The organism is Mediterraneibacter hominis, assembly GCF_014287475.1.
GTDB lineage: Bacteria > Bacillota > Clostridia > Lachnospirales > Lachnospiraceae > Mediterraneibacter > Mediterraneibacter hominis.
The window spans coordinates 808,758-828,150 of sequence record NZ_JACOPF010000001.1 but is presented as its reverse complement, the minus strand read 5'-3'; the positions used below and the strand labels follow the sequence as shown (position 1 = coordinate 828,150).

Annotated in this window: 24 protein-coding genes and 1 tRNA gene; 21 read left to right on the top strand and 4 right to left on the bottom strand. The window is 36.0% G+C overall.

Annotated features, from left to right (window positions below; genetic code table 11):
- Nucleotides 1-13 precede the first annotated feature (13 nt).
- The 15 genes from H8S37_RS03935 (at nucleotide 14) to H8S37_RS03865 (ending at nucleotide 11,277) form a co-directional block, all read left to right on the top strand.
- On the top strand, nucleotides 14-214 hold the full coding sequence (locus H8S37_RS03935; protein WP_186874718.1) for a DNA-directed RNA polymerase subunit alpha C-terminal domain-containing protein: 201 nt from the start codon (nucleotides 14-16) through the stop codon (nucleotides 212-214).
- The gene (ligA, locus tag H8S37_RS03930; protein WP_243207055.1) at nucleotides 211-1,899 is read left to right on the top strand and encodes an NAD-dependent DNA ligase LigA; all 1,689 of its coding nucleotides are present in this window, start codon (nucleotides 211-213) and stop codon (nucleotides 1,897-1,899) included. Before H8S37_RS03935 ends, ligA begins: the two co-directional genes overlap by 4 nt.
- A complete protein-coding gene (locus H8S37_RS17615; RefSeq protein WP_334298542.1) occupies nucleotides 1,896-2,219 on the top strand; it encodes a BRCT domain-containing protein in 324 nt (107 codons plus the stop codon). Before ligA ends, H8S37_RS17615 begins: the two co-directional genes overlap by 4 nt.
- A gap of 20 nt (nucleotides 2,220-2,239) precedes the next feature.
- Nucleotides 2,240-2,425, top strand: coding sequence for a hypothetical protein (locus H8S37_RS03925; RefSeq protein WP_186874717.1), 186 nt, complete (start codon nucleotides 2,240-2,242; stop codon nucleotides 2,423-2,425).
- Between the two features lie 19 nt (nucleotides 2,426-2,444).
- Nucleotides 2,445-2,690 carry an HPr family phosphocarrier protein gene (locus tag H8S37_RS03920; RefSeq protein WP_186874716.1) on the top strand — a complete coding sequence of 82 codons (246 nt, stop codon included), beginning with the start codon at nucleotides 2,445-2,447 and terminating at the stop codon, nucleotides 2,688-2,690.
- Between the two features lie 4 nt (nucleotides 2,691-2,694).
- Entirely contained in the window at nucleotides 2,695-2,928 is a 234-nt protein-coding gene (locus tag H8S37_RS03915) for an HPr family phosphocarrier protein (protein ID WP_186874715.1), read from the top strand.
- A gap of 54 nt (nucleotides 2,929-2,982) precedes the next feature.
- The gene (locus H8S37_RS03910) at nucleotides 2,983-3,249 is read left to right on the top strand and encodes a hypothetical protein (protein WP_186874714.1); all 267 of its coding nucleotides are present in this window, start codon (nucleotides 2,983-2,985) and stop codon (nucleotides 3,247-3,249) included.
- Nucleotides 3,233-3,787 carry a hypothetical protein gene (locus H8S37_RS03905; RefSeq protein WP_186874713.1) on the top strand — a complete coding sequence of 185 codons (555 nt, stop codon included), beginning with the start codon at nucleotides 3,233-3,235 and terminating at the stop codon, nucleotides 3,785-3,787. Before H8S37_RS03910 ends, H8S37_RS03905 begins: the two co-directional genes overlap by 17 nt.
- Complete coding sequence (locus H8S37_RS03900; RefSeq protein WP_330604845.1) at nucleotides 3,753-4,379, top strand: 5' nucleotidase, NT5C type; 627 nt, start codon at nucleotides 3,753-3,755, stop codon at nucleotides 4,377-4,379. The genes H8S37_RS03905 and H8S37_RS03900 overlap by 35 nt, the downstream gene beginning before the upstream one ends.
- A 38-nt stretch (nucleotides 4,380-4,417) precedes the next feature.
- Complete coding sequence (gene nrdD, locus H8S37_RS17205; protein ID WP_243207050.1) at nucleotides 4,418-7,672, top strand: anaerobic ribonucleoside-triphosphate reductase; 3,255 nt, start codon at nucleotides 4,418-4,420, stop codon at nucleotides 7,670-7,672.
- Nucleotides 7,673-7,686: 14 nt separating this feature from the next.
- A complete protein-coding gene (nrdG, locus tag H8S37_RS03885; RefSeq protein WP_186874712.1) occupies nucleotides 7,687-8,223 on the top strand; it encodes an anaerobic ribonucleoside-triphosphate reductase activating protein in 537 nt (178 codons plus the stop codon).
- A 30-nt stretch (nucleotides 8,224-8,253) separates the two neighbouring features.
- On the top strand, nucleotides 8,254-8,604 hold the full coding sequence (locus tag H8S37_RS03880) for a hypothetical protein (protein WP_207723876.1): 351 nt from the start codon (nucleotides 8,254-8,256) through the stop codon (nucleotides 8,602-8,604).
- Nucleotides 8,601-9,209, top strand: coding sequence for a 3D domain-containing protein (locus tag H8S37_RS03875; protein ID WP_186874711.1), 609 nt, complete (start codon nucleotides 8,601-8,603; stop codon nucleotides 9,207-9,209). The genes H8S37_RS03880 and H8S37_RS03875 overlap by 4 nt, the downstream gene beginning before the upstream one ends.
- 22 nt (nucleotides 9,210-9,231) lie before the next feature.
- Nucleotides 9,232-9,747: a dCTP deaminase/dUTPase family protein gene (locus H8S37_RS03870; RefSeq protein WP_186874710.1), complete on the top strand. Its 516-nt coding sequence runs from the start codon at nucleotides 9,232-9,234 to the stop codon at nucleotides 9,745-9,747.
- Between the two features lie 114 nt (nucleotides 9,748-9,861).
- Nucleotides 9,862-11,277: a tyrosine-type recombinase/integrase gene (locus H8S37_RS03865; protein WP_186874709.1), complete on the top strand. Its 1,416-nt coding sequence runs from the start codon at nucleotides 9,862-9,864 to the stop codon at nucleotides 11,275-11,277.
- Nucleotides 11,278-11,283: 6 nt separating this feature from the next.
- Here the strand turns inward: H8S37_RS03865 and H8S37_RS03860 are convergent.
- The 3 genes from H8S37_RS03860 to H8S37_RS03850 form a co-directional block, all read right to left on the bottom strand.
- Nucleotides 11,284-11,368: transfer RNA gene (locus tag H8S37_RS03860), tRNA-Leu, on the bottom strand.
- A gap of 166 nt (nucleotides 11,369-11,534) precedes the next feature.
- Nucleotides 11,535-12,089, bottom strand: coding sequence for a sugar O-acetyltransferase (locus tag H8S37_RS03855; RefSeq protein WP_186874708.1), 555 nt, complete (start codon nucleotides 12,087-12,089; stop codon nucleotides 11,535-11,537).
- A gap of 113 nt (nucleotides 12,090-12,202) precedes the next feature.
- Nucleotides 12,203-12,424 carry a helix-turn-helix transcriptional regulator gene (locus tag H8S37_RS03850; RefSeq protein WP_243207048.1) on the bottom strand — a complete coding sequence of 74 codons (222 nt, stop codon included), beginning with the start codon at nucleotides 12,422-12,424 and terminating at the stop codon, nucleotides 12,203-12,205.
- Nucleotides 12,425-12,568: 144 nt separating this feature from the next.
- On the opposite strand from H8S37_RS03850, the gene H8S37_RS03845 reads away from it, so the two are divergent.
- On the top strand, nucleotides 12,569-12,910 hold the full coding sequence (locus tag H8S37_RS03845; RefSeq protein ID WP_186874707.1) for a helix-turn-helix domain-containing protein: 342 nt from the start codon (nucleotides 12,569-12,571) through the stop codon (nucleotides 12,908-12,910).
- Nucleotides 12,911-13,053: 143 nt separating this feature from the next.
- Here the strand turns inward: H8S37_RS03845 and H8S37_RS03840 are convergent, their stop codons facing one another.
- On the bottom strand, nucleotides 13,054-14,244 hold the full coding sequence (locus tag H8S37_RS03840) for an iron-containing alcohol dehydrogenase (RefSeq protein WP_186875761.1): 1,191 nt from the start codon (nucleotides 14,242-14,244) through the stop codon (nucleotides 13,054-13,056).
- Nucleotides 14,245-14,610: 366 nt separating this feature from the next.
- Between H8S37_RS03840 and H8S37_RS03835 the strand changes: the two genes are divergently transcribed.
- The 5 genes from H8S37_RS03835 (at nucleotide 14,611) to H8S37_RS03815 (ending at nucleotide 19,392) form a co-directional block, all read left to right on the top strand.
- Entirely contained in the window at nucleotides 14,611-16,542 is a 1,932-nt protein-coding gene (locus tag H8S37_RS03835) for a BglG family transcription antiterminator (RefSeq protein ID WP_186874706.1), read from the top strand.
- A gap of 39 nt (nucleotides 16,543-16,581) precedes the next feature.
- Nucleotides 16,582-17,040: a PTS sugar transporter subunit IIA gene (locus H8S37_RS03830; protein ID WP_186874705.1), complete on the top strand. Its 459-nt coding sequence runs from the start codon at nucleotides 16,582-16,584 to the stop codon at nucleotides 17,038-17,040.
- A 3-nt stretch (nucleotides 17,041-17,043) separates the two neighbouring features.
- Complete coding sequence (locus H8S37_RS03825; protein ID WP_186874704.1) at nucleotides 17,044-17,352, top strand: PTS fructose transporter subunit IIB; 309 nt, start codon at nucleotides 17,044-17,046, stop codon at nucleotides 17,350-17,352.
- A gap of 1 nt (nucleotide 17,353) precedes the next feature.
- Nucleotides 17,354-18,436 carry a PTS fructose transporter subunit IIC gene (locus H8S37_RS03820; protein ID WP_186874703.1) on the top strand — a complete coding sequence of 361 codons (1,083 nt, stop codon included), beginning with the start codon at nucleotides 17,354-17,356 and terminating at the stop codon, nucleotides 18,434-18,436.
- A gap of 71 nt (nucleotides 18,437-18,507) precedes the next feature.
- Complete coding sequence (locus H8S37_RS03815) at nucleotides 18,508-19,392, top strand: class II fructose-bisphosphate aldolase (protein WP_186874702.1); 885 nt, start codon at nucleotides 18,508-18,510, stop codon at nucleotides 19,390-19,392.
- The last annotated feature ends 1 nt before the right edge of the window (nucleotide 19,393 follow it).

Genomic DNA, 19,393 nt, shown 5'->3' with positions numbered 1-19,393 from the left:
GGGAGTTTTTAATATGCCAAAAATAGAAACGATAAATATGTCAATTCCTGCTTACATGGCTCTGAAAGGGCATGATATTAACGATATTAATGAATTATCACTATGTAAATCAGATGAAATGCTGAAATGGAATATTGAAAAAAGAACATCAAAAGAAATTATTGAGATTATGAAGGAATATGGAGTGGTATTCAGAGAGGAGGAGACTACTTGAACGCAAGAGATAAACTACAAGAAATTACCAATAAATTAAATTATTATCGTTATGAATATTATAATAACTCAAATTCTGTGATATCAGATAAAGAATACGATGATTTATATGATGAATTGCTTGCATTAGAAAATAAACTTGGAATATCATATGTAAATTCGCCTACAAAGACAGTGGGGTATGAAGCGGTATCAAAGCTTGAAAAAGTAAAGCATTCTCATCCAATGTTATCTCTTAATAAAACAAAAAATATAGATGACTTGCTTGCTTTTATGGGAGAAAATGACTGTGTTCTAATGCATAAACTTGATGGATTAACAGTGCTTTTGACATATGATAAGGGTGAATTGATTCAAGCTGAAACGCGAGGTGACGGTGAGACTGGAGAAATTATTACACATAACGCCAGAGTGTTTACAAACATCCCACTCCAGATTCCATATAAACATCGCCTTGAAATTGAGGGAGAAGCAATTATCACATACGATGATTTTGAAAAAATTAATTCAGAATTAACTGAAAATGAAAAATATAAGAATCCAAGGAACTTAGTGAGTGGTTCCGTAAGGCAGTTAGATAGTAATATTGCAGCGAAAAGGCATATTAAATTTGTAGCATGGAAGGTTCCGTATATCGAAAATGAAGCAGAATTAGTTTCCCTTTGTGGTGCCAATGACCTTGTTACTTATTATAGAAATCATTTTATGGCACGTTTAAACACAACGAGTATATTAGGCTTTGATACTGTAAGTGCGTTACAGTTGAAGATGTCAACAAAAGATAGTATAGAAAAACGAATTGAGATTTTAAAACGCATGGCGCAGATAACTCATACACCTATAGATGGACTTGTAATCACATACGATGATATCGAATATGGATTGTCACTTGGTTCTACAGGACATCACCCTAAACATTCACTTGCATTTAAATTTTATGAGGAAGAAGAGGAAACTATTATCAGAGGGTTTGATTGGACAATGGGTAAAACAGGTACGCTTACGCCGACTGCTATCTTTGATTCAGTTGAATTTTGCGGGACAAAAGTATCAAGAGCTTCACTACATAATGTAAGTATTTTGAAAAATCTTCAGATTGGAGTAGGGGATAGGGTTACAGTATATAAAAGTAATGAAATTATTCCCCAGATTCGAGACAATATTACTAAAAGTAATTCCTATGAAATTCCAGTTTCATGTCCTATCTGTGGTAGTAAAACAGAGGTTATAAAAGAAAAAGATAGTGAAGCTTTGAAATGTACTAATCCATATTGCAAAGGAAAACTACTTGGAAGGGTATCTCATTTTGTATCCCGGAAAGGAATGGATATTGATGGCTTATCAGATGAAACTCTTTCAAAATTTATTGAACTTGGTTGGGTTAAGAATCTATCAGATATCTATGAGCTTACCTGTCATTTTCAAGAACTTATTAGCATGGAGGGATTTGGTACAAAGTCTGTAGCTAAATTATCCAAAGCAATAGAAAAGAGTAAAAATGTTGCATTATCAAAATTTATTTGCGCATTAAGCATTCCTGGTATTGGATCATCTCAATCTAAAGAGCTAACTAAAGTATTTAAAACATGGGATAATTTGAATATGCAGGATTTAATAATTTTGACTTTTCAAGTATTAATGGTTTCGGAGAAATACTTAGTCAGAATATCCATAATTGGTTTATGACAATGTATGGTGAAGATAGGGTATATCAGATTATTCGCAATATACACTTTGTTACAAATGAAAGCTCTGAATCCAAAAACAAAAACTTGTCTGGTCAAACATTTGTTATTACAGGCTCTTTAGAACATTTCTCGAATAGAGACGACCTAAAATCGAAACTAGAATTTCTTGGGGCAAAAGTGTCTAGTTCTGTCAGTGCAAAGACATCATATCTAATTAATAATGACATCAATTCAAATAGTTCCAAAAATAAAAAAGCAAAACAATTAAATATTCCCATTATCACAGAGGATGAAGTGATAGCAATGATAAGGAAGTAAGGGGAGGGAAGTAACATTACGTGATAGTAACAAGTAGACAGATGATTAAAGAATTATCTCTAATTAAAGATGATTTTATCCTTGCAGAACTAGAGGGAAAAGAATATGTGATTGATTGCATTGGTCATTCATTAGCTGATTCTGACTGCGCTTCACACATAGTATTAAGATTACGCAATGGAGGAGAAGGATATATTAAACGATGATAAGTTAGGAGGTATGACAATGGTATCAGTAAAACTACAATTTAAGACAGCAAAGAATGCAGCATTATTTATTGCGACATGTCAAGATTATAATTGTGATATTGATTTAATTTGTGGACGATATACAGTGGACGCAAAATCTACACTAGGCGTCATGAGTATTTCACCAGATCATATATGTACAGCAATAATTCATACATGTGATAAAAAAGTGATAGCTAGATTTATAAATGATATGAAGCTTTGGAAAATAGAAGGAGACTAATGAAATGAAAATTAATTTAAATAATATCACTGACATTAATTGTTTTGTAAAAGGTATTGCATATTATGAAGGTGATATTGTAGTTACACAAGGTAGACATGTTATTAATGGTAGAAGTTTTTTGGGACTGCACAGCCTTAATTTAGTTGAACCGATTGAAGTGATTATACATAGTGACAGAACTGATGTGGAAGAAAATTTTTACAATTTTATAAGGAAATGGAAAATTGAGAAGTAAAAAATTTAAAAAGAGAAGGTTTAAATTTTATAAATAAAGGTGATATCTCTTAATATGAATAGATTAAATAATGATGATTTAATAAGCAATGATAATTTTGTAAAATATTTGATCGAATCTTGTGATATTTCTAAAGTTAATTTTGATAATTGTCCATATCCATGTTGCAAAAATTTAACTATATGTCTTGGGAAAACTCAAGGATACTGTAGGAAACATATTTTGAAGAAATGGAAAAAAGGTGTATGCCCAATGCATACAAAAGTAAATAAAGAAAAATTAAAAAAGGAAAATGGTGAATTCAGTGAGCAAACCAATTAAATTTTTGGTTCTTGGGCGTACCGCATCTGGGAAGTCTAGTATTGCAAAAGAAGTTTGTAAAAGGTTAAACCTAATATCAGTTATGTCATATACAACACGACCACAACGTAAATCGGAAAAAAGTGGAGCAGATCACATTTTTATTACTGAAAAAGAAGTAAAACAATACAAAAATGATATTGTTGCTTATACGGAAATCAACGGATATAAATATTTTACAACATTTAATATGTTGGATAAGTCTGATGTGTATGTAATAGATCCTATGGGTTTGGATAATTTGAAAGTTAAGTGTGGCGACCGATATAAATTTATTGAAATTTATATTCGCACACCAATTAAATTGACTGAAGAAAGAGCAAAAAAACGTGGAGATGATATTAAAGATTTTAAAAGGCGATATGTAGACGAAAATTTACAATTTACAGAATATGAAAATAGACATACTTTTCACTATCATCTACGAAATGATAGACCTTTTGATGAGTCTGTGGATAAAGTATGTGAATGGGTCAAGAATGAACTGGGAAAGGAGTGATATCATCGTAAAACCAAAATTGTTCTTAGATTTTGATGGTGTTATTGTTGATACTATTACTGCTATTGTAGATTTATATAATGAAGATTTTCTAAAATATTCTGGGTTCAAAAAAGTTCTACCATCTGAAATAAATTCCTGGTCATTTGAAGAATGTAAATGTGCCTCGTCAGAAATATTCGATTTTTATTTCAACACACCGCGTTTTTTCAATCATCTCAAATTCATGGAAAATGCAGAATCATTATTGTGGTTACTTATGTATGATTTTGATGTCTATGTAGTATCTCACGGTCATACCCCTAATTTAAATTTAAAGAGTGAATGGATTTATAACCATATTAGTAAGGATATTAAATTTATTGGTGTTGATTTAGATAAACATAAAGATAAATCATGTGTAGACATGACAGACGGTATTTTTATAGATGATTGTGCGAATAATTTGAAAACAAGTAATGCGACTTATAAATTTGTTTTTGGAGAAGAATATCCATGGAATAAAGAATATGGATATATACGTTGCATATCATGGATTGATTTGTACAAGGAACTCATTTACTTGAATTCAATGGTATATCAGAAAGAATAATAAGATGAAGCAAAGTAGATTAATAGGAGGTCAATTTATTGCTAAAAGTTATTAAGAAGGATAATACGCTGCAAGATTATGATGAGCAAAAGATAATTAATGCCGTGACAAAAGCTGCAAAAAGAGCATTGATAACCTTGACAGATCATGATTATGCAATTATATGTAATAGAGTTTATGAAGAAATAGAAGCTGAAAATTTTGATGATGAGGAAGTTCCGATTGGTTTTGTACATAATGTAGTAGAGCAAACATTGCTTAATATGTATCCAGAGGTAGGAAAATCATATCAAGAATACAGAAATTATAAATTGGATTTTGTAAAAATGATGGATGATGTATATGAAAAAAGTCAATCTATTATGTATATAGGTGATAAAGACAATGCCAATACTGATTCTGCTTTAGTAGCTACAAAACGAAGTCTTGTATTTAATGTTTTAAATAAAGCATTGTATCAGAAATTCTTTATGACAACGGATGAAAAGCAAGCATGCAATGACGGATATATATATGTGCATGATATGGCTGCTAGAAGAGACACGTTTAATTGCTGTCTGTTCCGAGTTGGGGAAGTGATGAAAGATGGCTTTGAAATGGGTAACGTATGGTATAATGAGCCGAATTCACTTGACACTGCATTTGATGTTATGGGTGATATTATTCTTTCAACCGCCGCACAACAATACGGAGGATTTACAGTTCCAAGAGTTGATACGATTTTAGTACCGTATGCCAAAAAGAGCTTTGAGAGTTATAAAAAGGAATATTTAGAAATAACAAGAAAAAATAAATGCGATGATGTATCGATAGAAAAACTTGCTAATGAGTATGCTACGAATAAAGTCCAAAGAGATTTTGAACAGGGGTGGCAAGGAATTGAATATAAGTTAAACACGGTTGGCAGTTCCAGAGGGGACTATCCCTTCGTTACAATGACATTTGGTCTTGATACAAGTAAGTTTGGAAAGATGGCTTCAATTACATTTTTAAATGTGCATAAAGAAGGACAGGGAAAAAAGGGCTTTAAAAAACCAGTTTTATTTCCAAAGTTAGTGTTTTTATATGATGAAAATTTGCACGGTAAAGGTTGCATTAACGAAGATGTGTTTAATGCCGGGGTTGAGTGTAGCATGAAAACTATGTACCCAGACTGGCTTTCCCTTACGGGTGAAGGATACGTGCCGAGTATGTACAAGAAATATGGCGAGGTAGTTAGTCCAATGGGATGCGTTGATGGCAAAGAAGTAATAACATATCAATTTAATGATAAACTATATGTGGAATCTTTCGAACGTATGTGGAATAGGCTTACTGACCATTTTGAAGTAAAACAGCAAATAGTAGGTCAACCACATTTGTACATGGAATTAAAAGATGTTTTGATATATGACACGAAAAATGGATTTGTAAATACAAAAAAGATTATTCGTAATTTATCAGATGAATGGGTAGATGTTCAATTATCAAACGGGCGAAGACTACTTTGCACATCAGATCATAAAATAACCACATGTTCTGGAATTACAAAAGAAGTTTGCGAATTAAATTGCAACGATAATATATATATAAATTCAGAACAATATAATCAAGAAAACATTATATTCAATACCGATAAAGCTTGGTTGTTAGGCGTAGTGCTTTGTGATGGATGCTATCAAAATAATCATGTTTTTATATCAATTGCAGAAAATGGTGAAAACGAAATTGCAGAAAAATATATATCTACGATGAAAAAATATTTTTCATTAGACTCAAAAATAGTAAATCAAAATAGAGGAAGTAAAGGGAATTATAAAGATATATGTACTATTGCAGATGACAAATCAAATCTTCAGTATGCCATTAATTATTTTACTAGTATGTTCGGAGGAATAAATAAAAAGAATAGGCATATTCCTAATGAAGTGTTTTCCTGGAATAATGAAAGTAAATATGCATTTCTTGCTGGTATGATTGATGCAGATGGATATATTAACCCGAATTCACACGGTGGGTCTGTTGTACAAATTAGATCTACAAATAAAGAACTTGCATTACAACAAATGGCTCTTGCGCAATCTCTGGGAATGCCTGCAAAAGTATATTATAACCATTATAATTCAAATAACCCAACTCTTATTAGATATAGAATAGAATTTTATCCAGATAATAAACTTATTGAATACATTGCTTGTGAGAAAAAACGTAATAATTATACTGAAAGCTTTTCAGAAAGAAATCATCAGATTTCAACAGTAGTAAGTGTGAATAAAGTTCAAAAAAATGACTATAGCTATGATGTCGAAACAGATAGTAGCCATTTTGAAGTTAGTGGTGTTTATTCTCACAATTGCAGAGCATTTCTTTCTCCGTGGTATGAAAGGGGCGGAATGGAGTCGGCGGATGAAAATGATAAAGCGGTATTTGAAGGTAGATTTAACTTAGGCGTTGTTAGCCTACATTTGCCGATGATTCTTGCAAAATCAAGAAATGAGTCTAAAGATTTTTGGGAAGTTCTGGATTATTATCTTGAAATGATCCGTAATCTTCATAAAAGAACATATGATTATATTGGAGAAATAAAAGCTTCTGTAAATCCGGTTGCGTTTTGTGAAGGTGGATTATATGGAGGAACATTAAAACCAACAGATAAAATTAAATCCATCCTCAAACCAATGACATTATCCTTTGGTATTACCGCGTTAAATGAACTTCAAGAACTATATAACGGGAAATCCATTATTGAAGATGGTGAATTTGCTCTTGAAGTAATGAAATATATAAATAAGAAAATCAATCAGTTCAAAGAAGAAGATAAATTGTTATATGCAATTTACGGAACGCCTGCTGAGAGCTTATGCGGATTGCAAGTACAACAATTCAGAAAACAATATGGAATTATTGAAAATGTATCTGATAGAGAATACGTATCAAATTCATTTCATTGCCATGTATCGGAAGATATTACTCCAATAGAAAAACAAGACTATGAAGAAAGATTCTGGAATTACTTTAATGGTGGGAAAATTCAATATTGTCGTTATCCTGTAAATTATAATAAAGAAGCTGTAGTAACATTGATTCGTAGAGCTATGAAAAAAGGTTTTTATGAGGGTGTAAATCTTTCACTTGCATATTGTGAGCATTGCGGACATGAAGAATTAAATATGAGCGAATGTCCCGTTTGTGGAAGTAAAGATATTACTAAAATCGATAGGATGAATGGATACTTAGGGTTTACAAGAGTACATGGAGATACTAGATATAATGAAGCTAAAAATGCGGAAATTAGAGATAGAAAATCTATGTAGGAGGTAGCCTGACAGTGAATTATCATAATATAACTACAGATGATATGTTAAATGGTTCTGGACTCAGAGTATGTTTATGGTGCTCTGGATGTGAACATCATTGCGATGAATGTCAAAATCCACAAACATGGGATATTAAAAGTGGAATTGAATTTGATAAGGAAGCGGAAGAAGAATTATTTAAGGAGCTTTCCAAAGATTATATTTCAGGTATTACATTTACTGGCGGAGATCCACTTCATGAATCAAATCTAACAACAATCTTTTCGCTATGTGATAAAATCAAAAAATATTTTCCTGAAAAAACAATATGGATATACACAGGCTTCACTTTTGAACAATTATTCTCCAATTGTTCAGTTGATCGTTTAACGGAAACTAGTGCATTAAGACAGTCTATTATGAAAAGAGCAGATGTTTTAGTGGACGGTATGTATGAGAAAGACAAGTTTGATTTGAATTACCCCTGGGCTGGAAGTACAAATCAACGTGTCATAGATGTACAAAAATCGTTATCAAAGGGAAAAATAGTATTATGGGATTCTAAATGATGAGTCCCATAATATTTATCGCAAAGGAGTGTGATTCGCATAAAGATATTAAAGCTAAATAAAGCATGCACCCATGAAAAACTGATTGATTATGGCTTTAAAAAATATGGGACAAGTTATAAATTAATATTTCCATTGTATAAATATAAAGATATACCTACAATTTCTATATCATTTCTTGTGTCATTTCCTGATAATTATATTGGTTATGATGTAATTGATAATAATTCTGAGTTGCTTTATTTTCCATATTATGATTCCGAGTATTCTAACAAAAATAAAAATATCGTACTTAAAAAAGTTATTTCAGGAGTTAATAAAATTCTTTGTGACATGAACCGAAATAAAATTATTCAATATGATAGAAAGGATAACGTATGAAAAAGAAGATGAGAATTGGTGCATTGTGTACGTGCATTATCGTAATATTAAGTGGATTCATCTATTATAATATAAAGTCTGATGCTAATGATAGGAAAGAAAAAGTAGAGAATACCAAAACTGCTACGACTATAAAAGAAAATGAAACTAATGAAGCTGATGCTATAAACAAAAATGAAAAAGAGAATACGGAAGAAACTGAAGCAGAAGAAGTAGCTGAAATCGTAGAAGAAGCGCAAAGTACGGAAGAAGTTATTACAATAGAAGAATCAGTTCCCGAAGTTATGGCTGAAGAATACTATGCTCCTGTAGAAGATACATATTCCGAAAATGAATATACGCAAAGTACAAACAATTACGCAGGAACATATCAAATTACAGCTTATACATGGACAGGCAATGCAATGGCAAATGGAGAATACCCTTATGTTGGCTGTGCGGCCTCATGCGATTTTCCAATCGGTACAGTTATAAATATTAACGGTATTGGCACATATACTATTGCAGACGTATGCCCAACATCAGGGGTTATTGATATTTATATGAATACTTACGATGAGTGTATTAATTTTGGAAGACAATATGCAGATGTATATATACAATAAATAAGAATAGGAGATTTTGGATTTGGATAGAATAGCGAAATTTAAAAAAGTGTCATATAAACAGTATGTAAAAGCATATACAAATGAATTCTGTGAGAACACAATAACGGATATGAGTTGTGTAAAAGAAATGTATGAACACATTAGTATTCCATTGAGAGCAACGAAAGGTAGTGCAGGATATGATTTTTCAACACCATTTGATATATGCTTAAAACCCGGAGAATCTATTAAAGTTCCTACAGGAATTAGATGCAAAATTGATGAAGGATGGGTATTAATGTGTTTTCCGAGAAGCAGCATGGGATTCAAATATCGTATGCAGATCGATAACACAGTTGGAATTATTGACAGTGATTATTATTACGCTGAAAACGAAGGTCATATATTTATAAAGATTAGTAACAATGGCAACAAGATATTCAAGTTAAAAGCCGGAGATAAATTTGCACAAGGTATTTTCGTATCATTTGGCATAACTAATGATGATATGGCTAATGACGAAAGAACTGGTGGTATCGGAAGTACAGGGAAATAAAAAATATTATTGTTTGAGGACAGGTATTGCCTGTCCTATTATACATATATATTATTTTTGTAATGAAAGGACTTGATATATATTTGTAATAGACAACTTTGTACGGAAGAAGAAATGTTGAATTATGCTATTAAAAATGGCATAATAAATGTATCATACGTGCAAGAACAAGTTGAAATGAATAAAAGAGAGGAGATTTTAAAAAAACATCAATTTTCCATATGGTATAACGAAAAAGAAAAGGTATGGTATACACATTTGCCTTGTTACGATGCCAATGGAGAGAAGAAAAGAGTTAAACGTAGGCACAAAAAAGATCTTGAAGATGTAATATACCAGCATTATCTTGGACAAGATAAAAAATCAGCGTTAAAAAATAAAGAAAATATAGAAAAAATGTCTTTGGAAATGCTGTTTTATGAATTTATGCAATACAAAGCAAAGGAAGTATCATCAGGTACAATTCGTAGAATGATGGCGGATTGGAAACGATTTTATAAAAAATATCCCGATTTTATTTCTATGCCGTTTGTAAGAATCCGAAAAATAGATATTGATTATTTTTTGGCTGATGTTACAAATACAGAGAAATTAAATAAAAAGGCATTTTATAATATGTGTGGTCTTTTAAAACAAACACTAGAATATGCAGAAGACGCTGAGTATATTACTAAGAATCCTTATCGCACGAAAGTCAATAAAAAAAATCTTTTAAATTCAAAAAAGAAAAGTAATAAAACTGAAGTATATCAGAATGATGAAAGAGAATTGTTCTATAATGAAATGGAACGAAGAATACAAAATAACCCATCTAATACGGCACCGTTAGCTGTAATATTAGATTTTGAATTAGGTGCACGAAAAGGCGAAATATTGGCTATTAGTATTTCTGACATCGTAGGTAATCGGATTCATATTCATAGACAAGTCATAGAGGAATTTGATACTTCCAATTTAGATAACGTTCAAAGTAAAGGCTTTGTAGTTGTAGAGTATACAAAATCCGAAGATGGTGATAGGTGGATACCATTAACTCAAAGAGCAAAAGAGATTATAGAGAGAGTAAAAAAGATTAATAAAAAATACCATCTGAAATACAAAGATTTTCTATTTGTTAGAGATGGGAAAATACTGAGTCCAGATGCTATAGATTGCCAAGTTAGATTAGGCTGCAAACATATAGGTATGCCAGTTAAAACAATGCATAAAATTAGAAAAACCTATGCTTCTACACTACTACACAACGGAGTTAATATTAGCATTGTAAAAGATATGCTGGGACATGCCGATGAATCTACGACACTTAAACATTATATTTTTAATGTAGAAAATGATGAAACAACTGAAAACTGTGTTCTAAACGCACTAGAATCTACTGATCACATCCAAAATATCCCGAATATTCAAAATGACAATTCTATTAAGGGTAAACATGAAACTTGTGGGACAGTGTGGGACAGTCAAGTTATTGATTTCGCAAAATTTAAAAAAGCTAAAAACCTTGAAAATACAAGGAATTTAGCCCAATAAAATACATGCGGAAGATGGGACTTGAACCCACACAAGCGCAATGCTTACAAGATCCTTAGTCTTGCTCGTCTGCCAGTTCCGACACTTCCGCATTTTGGCATGTATGATAATATCCACACGCCACGAATAATATAATACCTGTTATCAGATTAAATGTCAATCATTTTTTTGAGTTTTTTTAAATACCTTTTTTAAATATCCAAATACGCATATAACAGTATCCATATACAAGGAGACTTTCTCCTTGTACATTGCAATTAGGAAAGCGTTTTGATTACTCTTGCCGGAACTCCGGCGAGGAGAACATTATCACCGAAAGATTTTGTGACAACAGAACCAGAGGCTACAACGACATTTTTCCCAAGTGTCACACCAGGATTGATTACGCTATGGCCTCCGATCCAGCAATTCTCACCAAGTTTGATAGTACGCCCATATTCCTGACCGGTAAGTCTTTCATCAGAGTCTAGAGGATGATTGACTGTATAGATGCCTACCTGCGGACCTATTTTTACATGATCCCCAATGATAACCTTTCCGACATCGGCAATAACACAATTGTAATTTATAAATACATGATTTCCTACATAGATATTTCTTCCGTAATCACATTGAAATATAGATTTTATATTGACATCTTCTCCCATATGTCCCAACAGCTTTTTTAATGTATCGTACCGTTTTTGCTTTTGACTGTTGTCGAGCTGGTTCAACTCAAAGATAATATGGTTGCAAAAAACTCTCATTTCCTTTAGCTCAGGAGCAGACGGAGAAATGAGTTCACCTTGCAACATTCTTTCATATTCATTCATAAATGTTCTCCTTTAGTGAAATACTTACTATATGTACACTAAGGCTTATTATACTCTATAGGAGAAGAAATTTACAAGCAGTGAAAGGAACTCGTCTGCCAAAGCGTAACAGTTCATTTGAGAAGCTGTTTTCTGCCGACTAATTCATCCAAAGTTATATTATAGATATCAGCCATCTGAATCAAAATAAAAATATTTGGGATGCTGATTCCACGTTCGTATGCAGAGATAGTTTGTCTTTGTATACTTAATTTTTCGGCAAGATCAGACTGATTCATATTATGCTGTATGCGGAGTTCTTTTAATTGATTTCCTAACGTATTTGATAACATCATTCATCACCAGATTTATTGTAACATTGGATATATGGATAAAATAGGAATACATCATATCAGAGTATACATAAACCTTATAATCGGATAGCACTGCGGTTGGTATCCGATACAATAATAAGTAGATTATTAAAGGGTGTGAACACAGTGGATAACCGGGTAAAAGAACTCCGAAAAGAACGAAGGCTAAAGCAAGAAGAGTTAGCTGCAAAAATCAATGTCTCACAGCAGACTATCAGTAGAATTGAAAACGGTGAAAATTCTCTGCCGGCAGATATTTTGATACAACTATCCCGTTTTTTTCATGTATCTATCGATTATATTCTGAAGATGTCAGATAAAAGGCTTACAGAGGAATACTGGATTGAATTTCAGCAATTTACAGAAAATCATATAGATATATGCAGGATGTACAGCGCTCTGAATAAGAGAAAGCAGAATCTGATTCACGGGCTGCTAAAAGAAATGTATGAGGATGAAAAAGCGTAAAGAGAAAAGAAAGGGTGTCACAAAATCATCTATGTTAAATGGTTCTGTGGCACCTTCTTTATACTATTTATTTCGGAACAGATCCGTATCTCCGGTTGATTCCTCAATTCACTATACCCTCTCGTGAAGGAAAGAAAAGGAATTTATTTTGCCATATTGTAAATATTGATGACATCGTCTTTGTTCAGCGGTTGGAAAAATCCGACAGTACCACCGCCGGTTGCAACGCATTTTTCTGCCATTTCTTCGATCTGGCTGTCTGTGGGAGTAACTCCAAGTTCTCTCAGGTTGATTGGCATACCGATCTTTGTACACCAGTTTTCCCATGCCTCGATGCCTTTTAACGCTGTTTCTTCTATGTTGTGGAAATTTTCGGCTGCGTCGAATACGCGGACTGCAAACTGAGCAAAGCGTGCCGGATTTGTTTTGTATACGTATCTTGCCCAGCTTCCCCAGATCGCGCAGAGTCCCGCACCGTGAGCGACGTCGAACATACCGCCCAGCTCATGCTCGATCTTGTGTGATGCGAAGTCGGACTGACGGCCTGTTCCGGTGAGTCCGTTGTGGGATAGGCTTCCGGCCCACATCAGAGTAGCGCGTGCCTCGTAATTATCCGGTGTGGCCACAGCTTTTAAGGCTGCTTCCCGGACGGATACGAGAAGACCTTCTGCAATGCGGTCGATTAGATCAACGTCTTTTGTGTTGGTGAAATAGCGCTCCATTGTATGCATCATAATGTCGGATGCCCCGCTGGCTGTCTGATATACAGGAAGTGTGTAAGTCAATTCAGGGTTCATGCATGCGAAAAGCGGACGCGCGCAGTCGTGATTGTAGGAACGCTTCAGGTTTTTCTGGCCTTCGTATTCTTCGATGGTGATCACCATCGAATTGCTTGTCTCGGAACCTGTTGCGGCAATTGTGGAGATACAGCCGATTGGTGCGATCTTATCGGTAGTTACTTTACCCATTAATAGTTCTTCAAGTTCAAAGTTATTGGCAAGTCCATAGGCGATTCCTTTTGCGGAATCGATCGCGCTTCCGCCGCCGATCGGAAGGATGAAATCTATATTTTCTTTTTTAGACAGAGCGATCCCTTTCTTTACTAGACTAAGACGCGGATTCGGGACAACTCCGTCCAGATCTACATATTCAAGTCCAGCATCGAGAAGCCCTTGATGTACACGATCTAATGTGCCGCTTTTCTGAAGATAGTCCCCACCAAAATGTACAAGTACTTTGTGACCGCCGAGTCTTTTGATCTCTTTACCGGCTTCAGCTTCTACATTTTTTCCGAAAATAACTTTTGTAGGATTATAAAACTCGAAATTGATCATATGCCATTCCTCCTTAAAATAATACTTTGTTTTGTGTTTATTATAAGAATAAATGAAAAAAAAGAATAATGAGAAAATTGCACCAGAATAGTGAAATAAATTGTTTATAAACCGGTTCAAAAGAGTGAAGATTACTTGAAAAGCGAAAAAGACGGGATTTATGAAGCGGAGGCGGGGAAATAGATAAAAAAACAGTGTACAACGTGCATAAAAAACCTGATGTAATTTGTTGCAAAATGTATAATTTTGCTATTTATTTCACTAAGTTTACTGGAAAAGAGGAAATAATCTGATTTGTGGAAAGCGTTTTTTTACATGTATAATATGCTCAAATAACAGGAGCAGAAGAGAGGTGAGAGCCAAGACATGCTGTTGACAAGAGAAAAAAGGATATTGGATTTACTTATGGAGCATGGTGACACACTGACGACGGCTCAGATCGCTGACGTACTCAAGGTCAGTTCCAGAACAATAAAGACGGATATAAAAAAGATTAACGAACAACTGAACAATCATCTTTGCCGGATCAATAGTCAGCAGGGTGTCGGACTGTGGATCGAATTTGACAATGCCGAGGGAGAAAAATATCTGAAGGAACTCCTGAAAGGCGGAGTAAACACATATATGCTTCCTGAGGTAAGGAAGTATCATTTCGCGGTAGAGCTTTTATTTCAGAATGATTATATATCTATGGAAACACTTGCGAAAGAGTATTACATAAGCAGGGCCTCCGTACTGAACGATCTGGGTGAACTGGATACATTCTGGGATCATTTCAATCTCGATTTTATAAAGAAAGTAAAATATGGGATTAAGGTTGAAGGGACAGAAAGCCAATTTCGTTCAGCTCTGATAGAAGCATTGAAACAGGCGGAAGGAAGGAAAGAGACCGGCACATTAAATATTCAACGTCATTTTGAAGAGATCGATCTGGCTCAGCTTAGAGAGATTATAAATCAGATCGAGAGAAGGTTTCAATTCGTTCTTACAGATACATCGGTGGAAGAACTGATCATAGCGCTTGCGGTCATGCTTAAACGGTTGTCACAGGGCAGACAGATGGATCAGGGAGATAGCTATGATCACTGGGAATCAAGGAGAATGAATTTCGTACTCCAGTATCTCAAGGAACGGCTGGCTGAAACATGGGGGATAGAAATACCGGAGGCAGAAAATTTATATCTGAGCATTTGTCTTAGAGGTCTTAGATTTCACATTCCGATGGAGAAGGAAAGGACGTTGAAGGAGAAGCGTGAACGTAATCCGGAAATGTTTGATGCAGTTATAGAATTATTGATGGACTGTGACAGGAAATTTTCATTAAATATGGAAAACGACGACGAGCTGATCGGCTCGCTGATGGATCATCTGGAATGTATGATTCTCAGGATGAACAGTAAGCTGTACACATACAATCCGATCCTTGAGGCCATCAAAAAAGAACTTTTTTATGAATATGAGGTTGCCTCGTATTTTATGGCAAAGTTTTCTGCTTTATATCAGTTTAAACCAAAAGAAGACGAGATCGGTTTTATCACGTTCCATATGGGGACATCCATAGAACGGATGAGGCAGAAAGCAGTGCGGAAATATACGGTGTCCATTGTATGTACAACCGGATTTGGAACATCGCAGTTCTTGAAAGTGAAACTGGGAAGTTATTTCCCCAATTTGGAAATCAGTAAGGTGACCTCAGCTACGAGGCTTTCGGAACTGAAACCGGAGGAACAGGATTTTGTGATTACGACGGTACCGGTTGTGCTTGAATCGACACCGGTCGTTCAGATATCACCGGTATTGAATGAAGCGGATATAAAGAAGATCCAGAAATTTCTGGTGGATAACAAAGAAAATACTCCGGAGCCGGATAATAATTACAGGTATCTGAAACAGTTTTTACATAATGAGATAACGATCCTTGACTGTGATCTTAAGTCCAGAGAGGAAGTGATTCGGCTTCTGGGCGGCAGGATGCTTAGCGAGGGATATACAGATGAAGACTTTATAAATTCTGTGTTTGAACGGGAAAATCTTTCGGAGACCGCGGTTGGAAATCTGATCGCGATCCCGCATGCATTTGAAGGACACATTAAAAGACAGGGGATCGGATTAATGACATTGAAAAGGCCGGTCAGTTGGGGAGAGGAAAAAGTACAGATTATTTTCATGTTGTCTCTGGATGCTGCGTCACAGGCATATATCAAAGAAATATTTAAGGATGTCCTGGAATTGACCAGAGATAAAAAGGCAGTGGAAAACATGCTGAAAGCAAAAAAATATACAGAATTATTTAAATAAAAATCAAACTCTGAGTTGATTTGAAAGGAGATTAAGACAATGGAAATGGCAGATATGATTGACAGAAGATTAGTTTCGCTGAGTCTGGATGCAAAAGATAAAGAGGAGGCTATCCAAAAGATCTGTCGGATGATGTATGACGCGGGTAAAGTTACTGATTACAACGAATATCTGGCAGGGGTGAAGGCGAGAGAGCTGGAATTTGCTACAGGAATGGGGAATGGGATCGCAATCCCGCATTGCAAGAACTCATGTGTGAAAGACGCCGCGTTTACGTTGGTGAAACTGAAAAATCCGATCGAATGGGGAGCGCTGGATAATGAGCCGGTTGACTATGTGATTATGCTGGCGGCGCCGGATTCCTCGGACAATGTCCATTTGAAAATGTTGTCACAACTTGCGGTAAGTCTGATGGATGACGACTTTCGCGAATCATTAAAGGATGCTGCTGACGTAGATCAGATCATCAATATATTTCAATCAAGAAAGGAGCAGTAGGGTATGTATTTAGTTGCAGTATGCAGCTGCCCGGTAGGAATCGCACATACCTACATGGCGGCGGCCAACTTGAAGAAAGCGGCTCAGAAAAAAGGAATCGAAATCAAGGTTGAGACGCAGGGGGCACAGGGAGTAGAAGACGAGATCACGGAGGAGGATCTGAAACGATGTGATGCATGCATCATTGCAAGTGATGTGAAGATCAAAAATTCAAGTCGTTTTAAAGATATTCCGACAATGAGTTTCAAAGTGAACGAACCGATCAAAGATGCTGATGCGGTAATTGATGAGTTAGTGGAGGCGTTAGGATAAGATGGCAGAAATTCAAAGAAAAAAACAAAAGAGTGTAGGATCAATCTGTAAAGATGCAATTATGACAGGAATCTCATATATGATTCCGGTTATCGTAGGAGGTGGTGTGATCACTGCCCTGGCAAAAATGATAGGTGGATATGACATTGGAAATACAGCGGCGGAAATGCAAACGCTTGCGCAGGTTATTTACACTATCGGTAACAATCTGTTCTCATTTGCAGTTCCGTGTCTTGCGGCTTTTATTGCGTATGCGATTGCTGACAAGCCAGGTATCGCACCAGGGTACGCAATGGGTGTTCTTGCCGGAACGATGAACACGGGATTCGTAGGAGGTCTTGTGGGTGCTTTGCTCGCAGGCTGGTTTGTACTTCAAATGAAGAAGATCAAAGTGCCGAAGGCACTTCAGGGTATTATGCCGATTATGTTTATTCCTGTTATTTCTACTTTGGTTGTAGGTCTTCTGATGTGGTATGTAGTAGGTGTTCCGATCTCATGGCTGATGAGTGTCGTGACAGGATGGCTGACAGCGTTAAGCGCAGGTTCCAGATTCCTTCTCGGAGCTGTGATAGGAGCAATGATCGCATTCGATAACGGTGGTCCGGTCAACAAGACGGCTGCACTGTTCGTAAACGGACTGAACGCGGACGGTTTCTTCATCCCGACATCTGCAAAGATGTGTGCAGGTATGACCTCCCCTCTTGGAATCGCTCTTTCAACATTGCTTCCGTGGAGCCGTAAGAAATTCACAAAAACAGAAAGAGAGCAGGCAGCATCTCTTATTATACTTTCCTGCTGCTATGTACAGGAAGGTGTAATCCCGTTCCAGTTAAAGGATCCGATTAGACTGACACTTTCCATCTGCGTAGGCGGTGCTGTCACAGGTGGTCTGTGTATGCTGTTTGGGTTGGAATCTCCAGCAGTACATGGAGGAATGTTCTCGGTTGTTATGACTTCTAATCCGCTTCTATTTATCGGATTGTGGCTCTTAGGAGGTTGTATCACAGGTGTGCTTTACTCGATATTGAAGCGGCCTCTGCCGGAAGGCGCTGAAGATGAAGAAATGGAGAATCCTTTGATTTAGGAGACAGTGAAAGGGGACTCCCCATGAGATTGTGGGAAGTCCTCTTTATAAAAATAACAGGAGGAAGAATTATGTACGTATCAATGAAAGAAATGCTGCTTCACGCACATAAAAACAATTACGCGGTGATGGCGATAAACTGTGTGAATATGGAGCAGGCGAAAGCGATCATCGAATCGGCGGAAGAGGAAAAGTCGGCTGTGATCATCAACATTTCCCCGCGGCAGATGAAAGCGCATGGACACGGTGAGATCATGGCTCCGATGATACGGGGGATGGCGGAGAGGGTTTCTGTCCCCGTCGCTTTTAATCTCGATCACGGCGCAGCGTTTGAGGATATTGTGAATGCCATGAAATACGGATTTTCTAGTGTAATGATCGATTCGTCCAGTTTTCCGTTCGAGGAGAATGTAAGGAGGACACAGCAGATCGCGGCCCTTGCACACAGTATGGGGCTTTCCTGTGAGGCGGAGCTTGGACATGTAGGACAGGCTGCTCAGGATGACAACAGCAACGCGGATCTGTATACAAATGTGGCGCAGGCGAAGGAATTTGTAGAGAAGACAGATTGTGACTGCCTGGCGGTGGCGATCGGGACGGCGCATGGCGCATATCCAAAGGGAATGGTTCCAAGATTGGACTTTGACCGGTTAAAGGAGCTGAAAGAGGAACTTAACATGCCGCTTGTCCTCCACGGCGGAAGCGGTGCAGGCGAGGAGAATATCAAAAAGGCTGTAGCGTACGGTATCAACAAGATCAATGTGTGCACAGATCTTTTCAGACATGCGGTCAACGTGACAATGAGTACGCTGAAAGAAAATCCATCTATCGACTATATGGATCTTTGTATCGCGGCACAGAATGCAATGAAGGATTTTATCAAATCTTATATGCGTGTAATTGGTTCTAGCGGAAGATATTCATTTGAGCAAGGCAGTGGGCCGGAATTGGATTAAT

Bases quoted from the DNA above. Each gene is read 5' to 3' on its own strand.
- H8S37_RS03935 (WP_186874718.1), top strand. From the start codon at position 14: ATGCCAAAAATAGAAACGATAAATATGTCAATTCCTGCTTACATGGCT.
- H8S37_RS17615 (WP_334298542.1), top strand. From the start codon at position 1,896: ATGACAATGTATGGTGAAGATAGGGTATATCAGATTATTCGCAATATA.
- H8S37_RS03920 (WP_186874716.1), top strand. From the start codon at position 2,445: ATGGTATCAGTAAAACTACAATTTAAGACAGCAAAGAATGCAGCATTA.
- H8S37_RS03915 (WP_186874715.1), top strand. From the start codon at position 2,695: ATGAAAATTAATTTAAATAATATCACTGACATTAATTGTTTTGTAAAA.
- H8S37_RS03910 (WP_186874714.1), top strand. From the start codon at position 2,983: ATGAATAGATTAAATAATGATGATTTAATAAGCAATGATAATTTTGTA.
- H8S37_RS03875 (WP_186874711.1), top strand. From the start codon at position 8,601: ATGAAAAAGAAGATGAGAATTGGTGCATTGTGTACGTGCATTATCGTA.
- H8S37_RS03865 (WP_186874709.1), top strand. From the start codon at position 9,862: ATGTTGAATTATGCTATTAAAAATGGCATAATAAATGTATCATACGTG.
- H8S37_RS03855 (WP_186874708.1), bottom strand. From the start codon at position 12,089: ATGAATGAATATGAAAGAATGTTGCAAGGTGAACTCATTTCTCCGTCT.
- H8S37_RS03850 (WP_243207048.1), bottom strand. From the start codon at position 12,424: ATGATGTTATCAAATACGTTAGGAAATCAATTAAAAGAACTCCGCATA.
- H8S37_RS03840 (WP_186875761.1), bottom strand. From the start codon at position 14,244: ATGATCAATTTCGAGTTTTATAATCCTACAAAAGTTATTTTCGGAAAA.
- H8S37_RS03835 (WP_186874706.1), top strand. From the start codon at position 14,611: ATGCTGTTGACAAGAGAAAAAAGGATATTGGATTTACTTATGGAGCAT.
- H8S37_RS03830 (WP_186874705.1), top strand. From the start codon at position 16,582: ATGGAAATGGCAGATATGATTGACAGAAGATTAGTTTCGCTGAGTCTG.
- H8S37_RS03825 (WP_186874704.1), top strand. From the start codon at position 17,044: ATGTATTTAGTTGCAGTATGCAGCTGCCCGGTAGGAATCGCACATACC.
- H8S37_RS03820 (WP_186874703.1), top strand. From the start codon at position 17,354: ATGGCAGAAATTCAAAGAAAAAAACAAAAGAGTGTAGGATCAATCTGT.
- H8S37_RS03815 (WP_186874702.1), top strand. From the start codon at position 18,508: ATGTACGTATCAATGAAAGAAATGCTGCTTCACGCACATAAAAACAAT.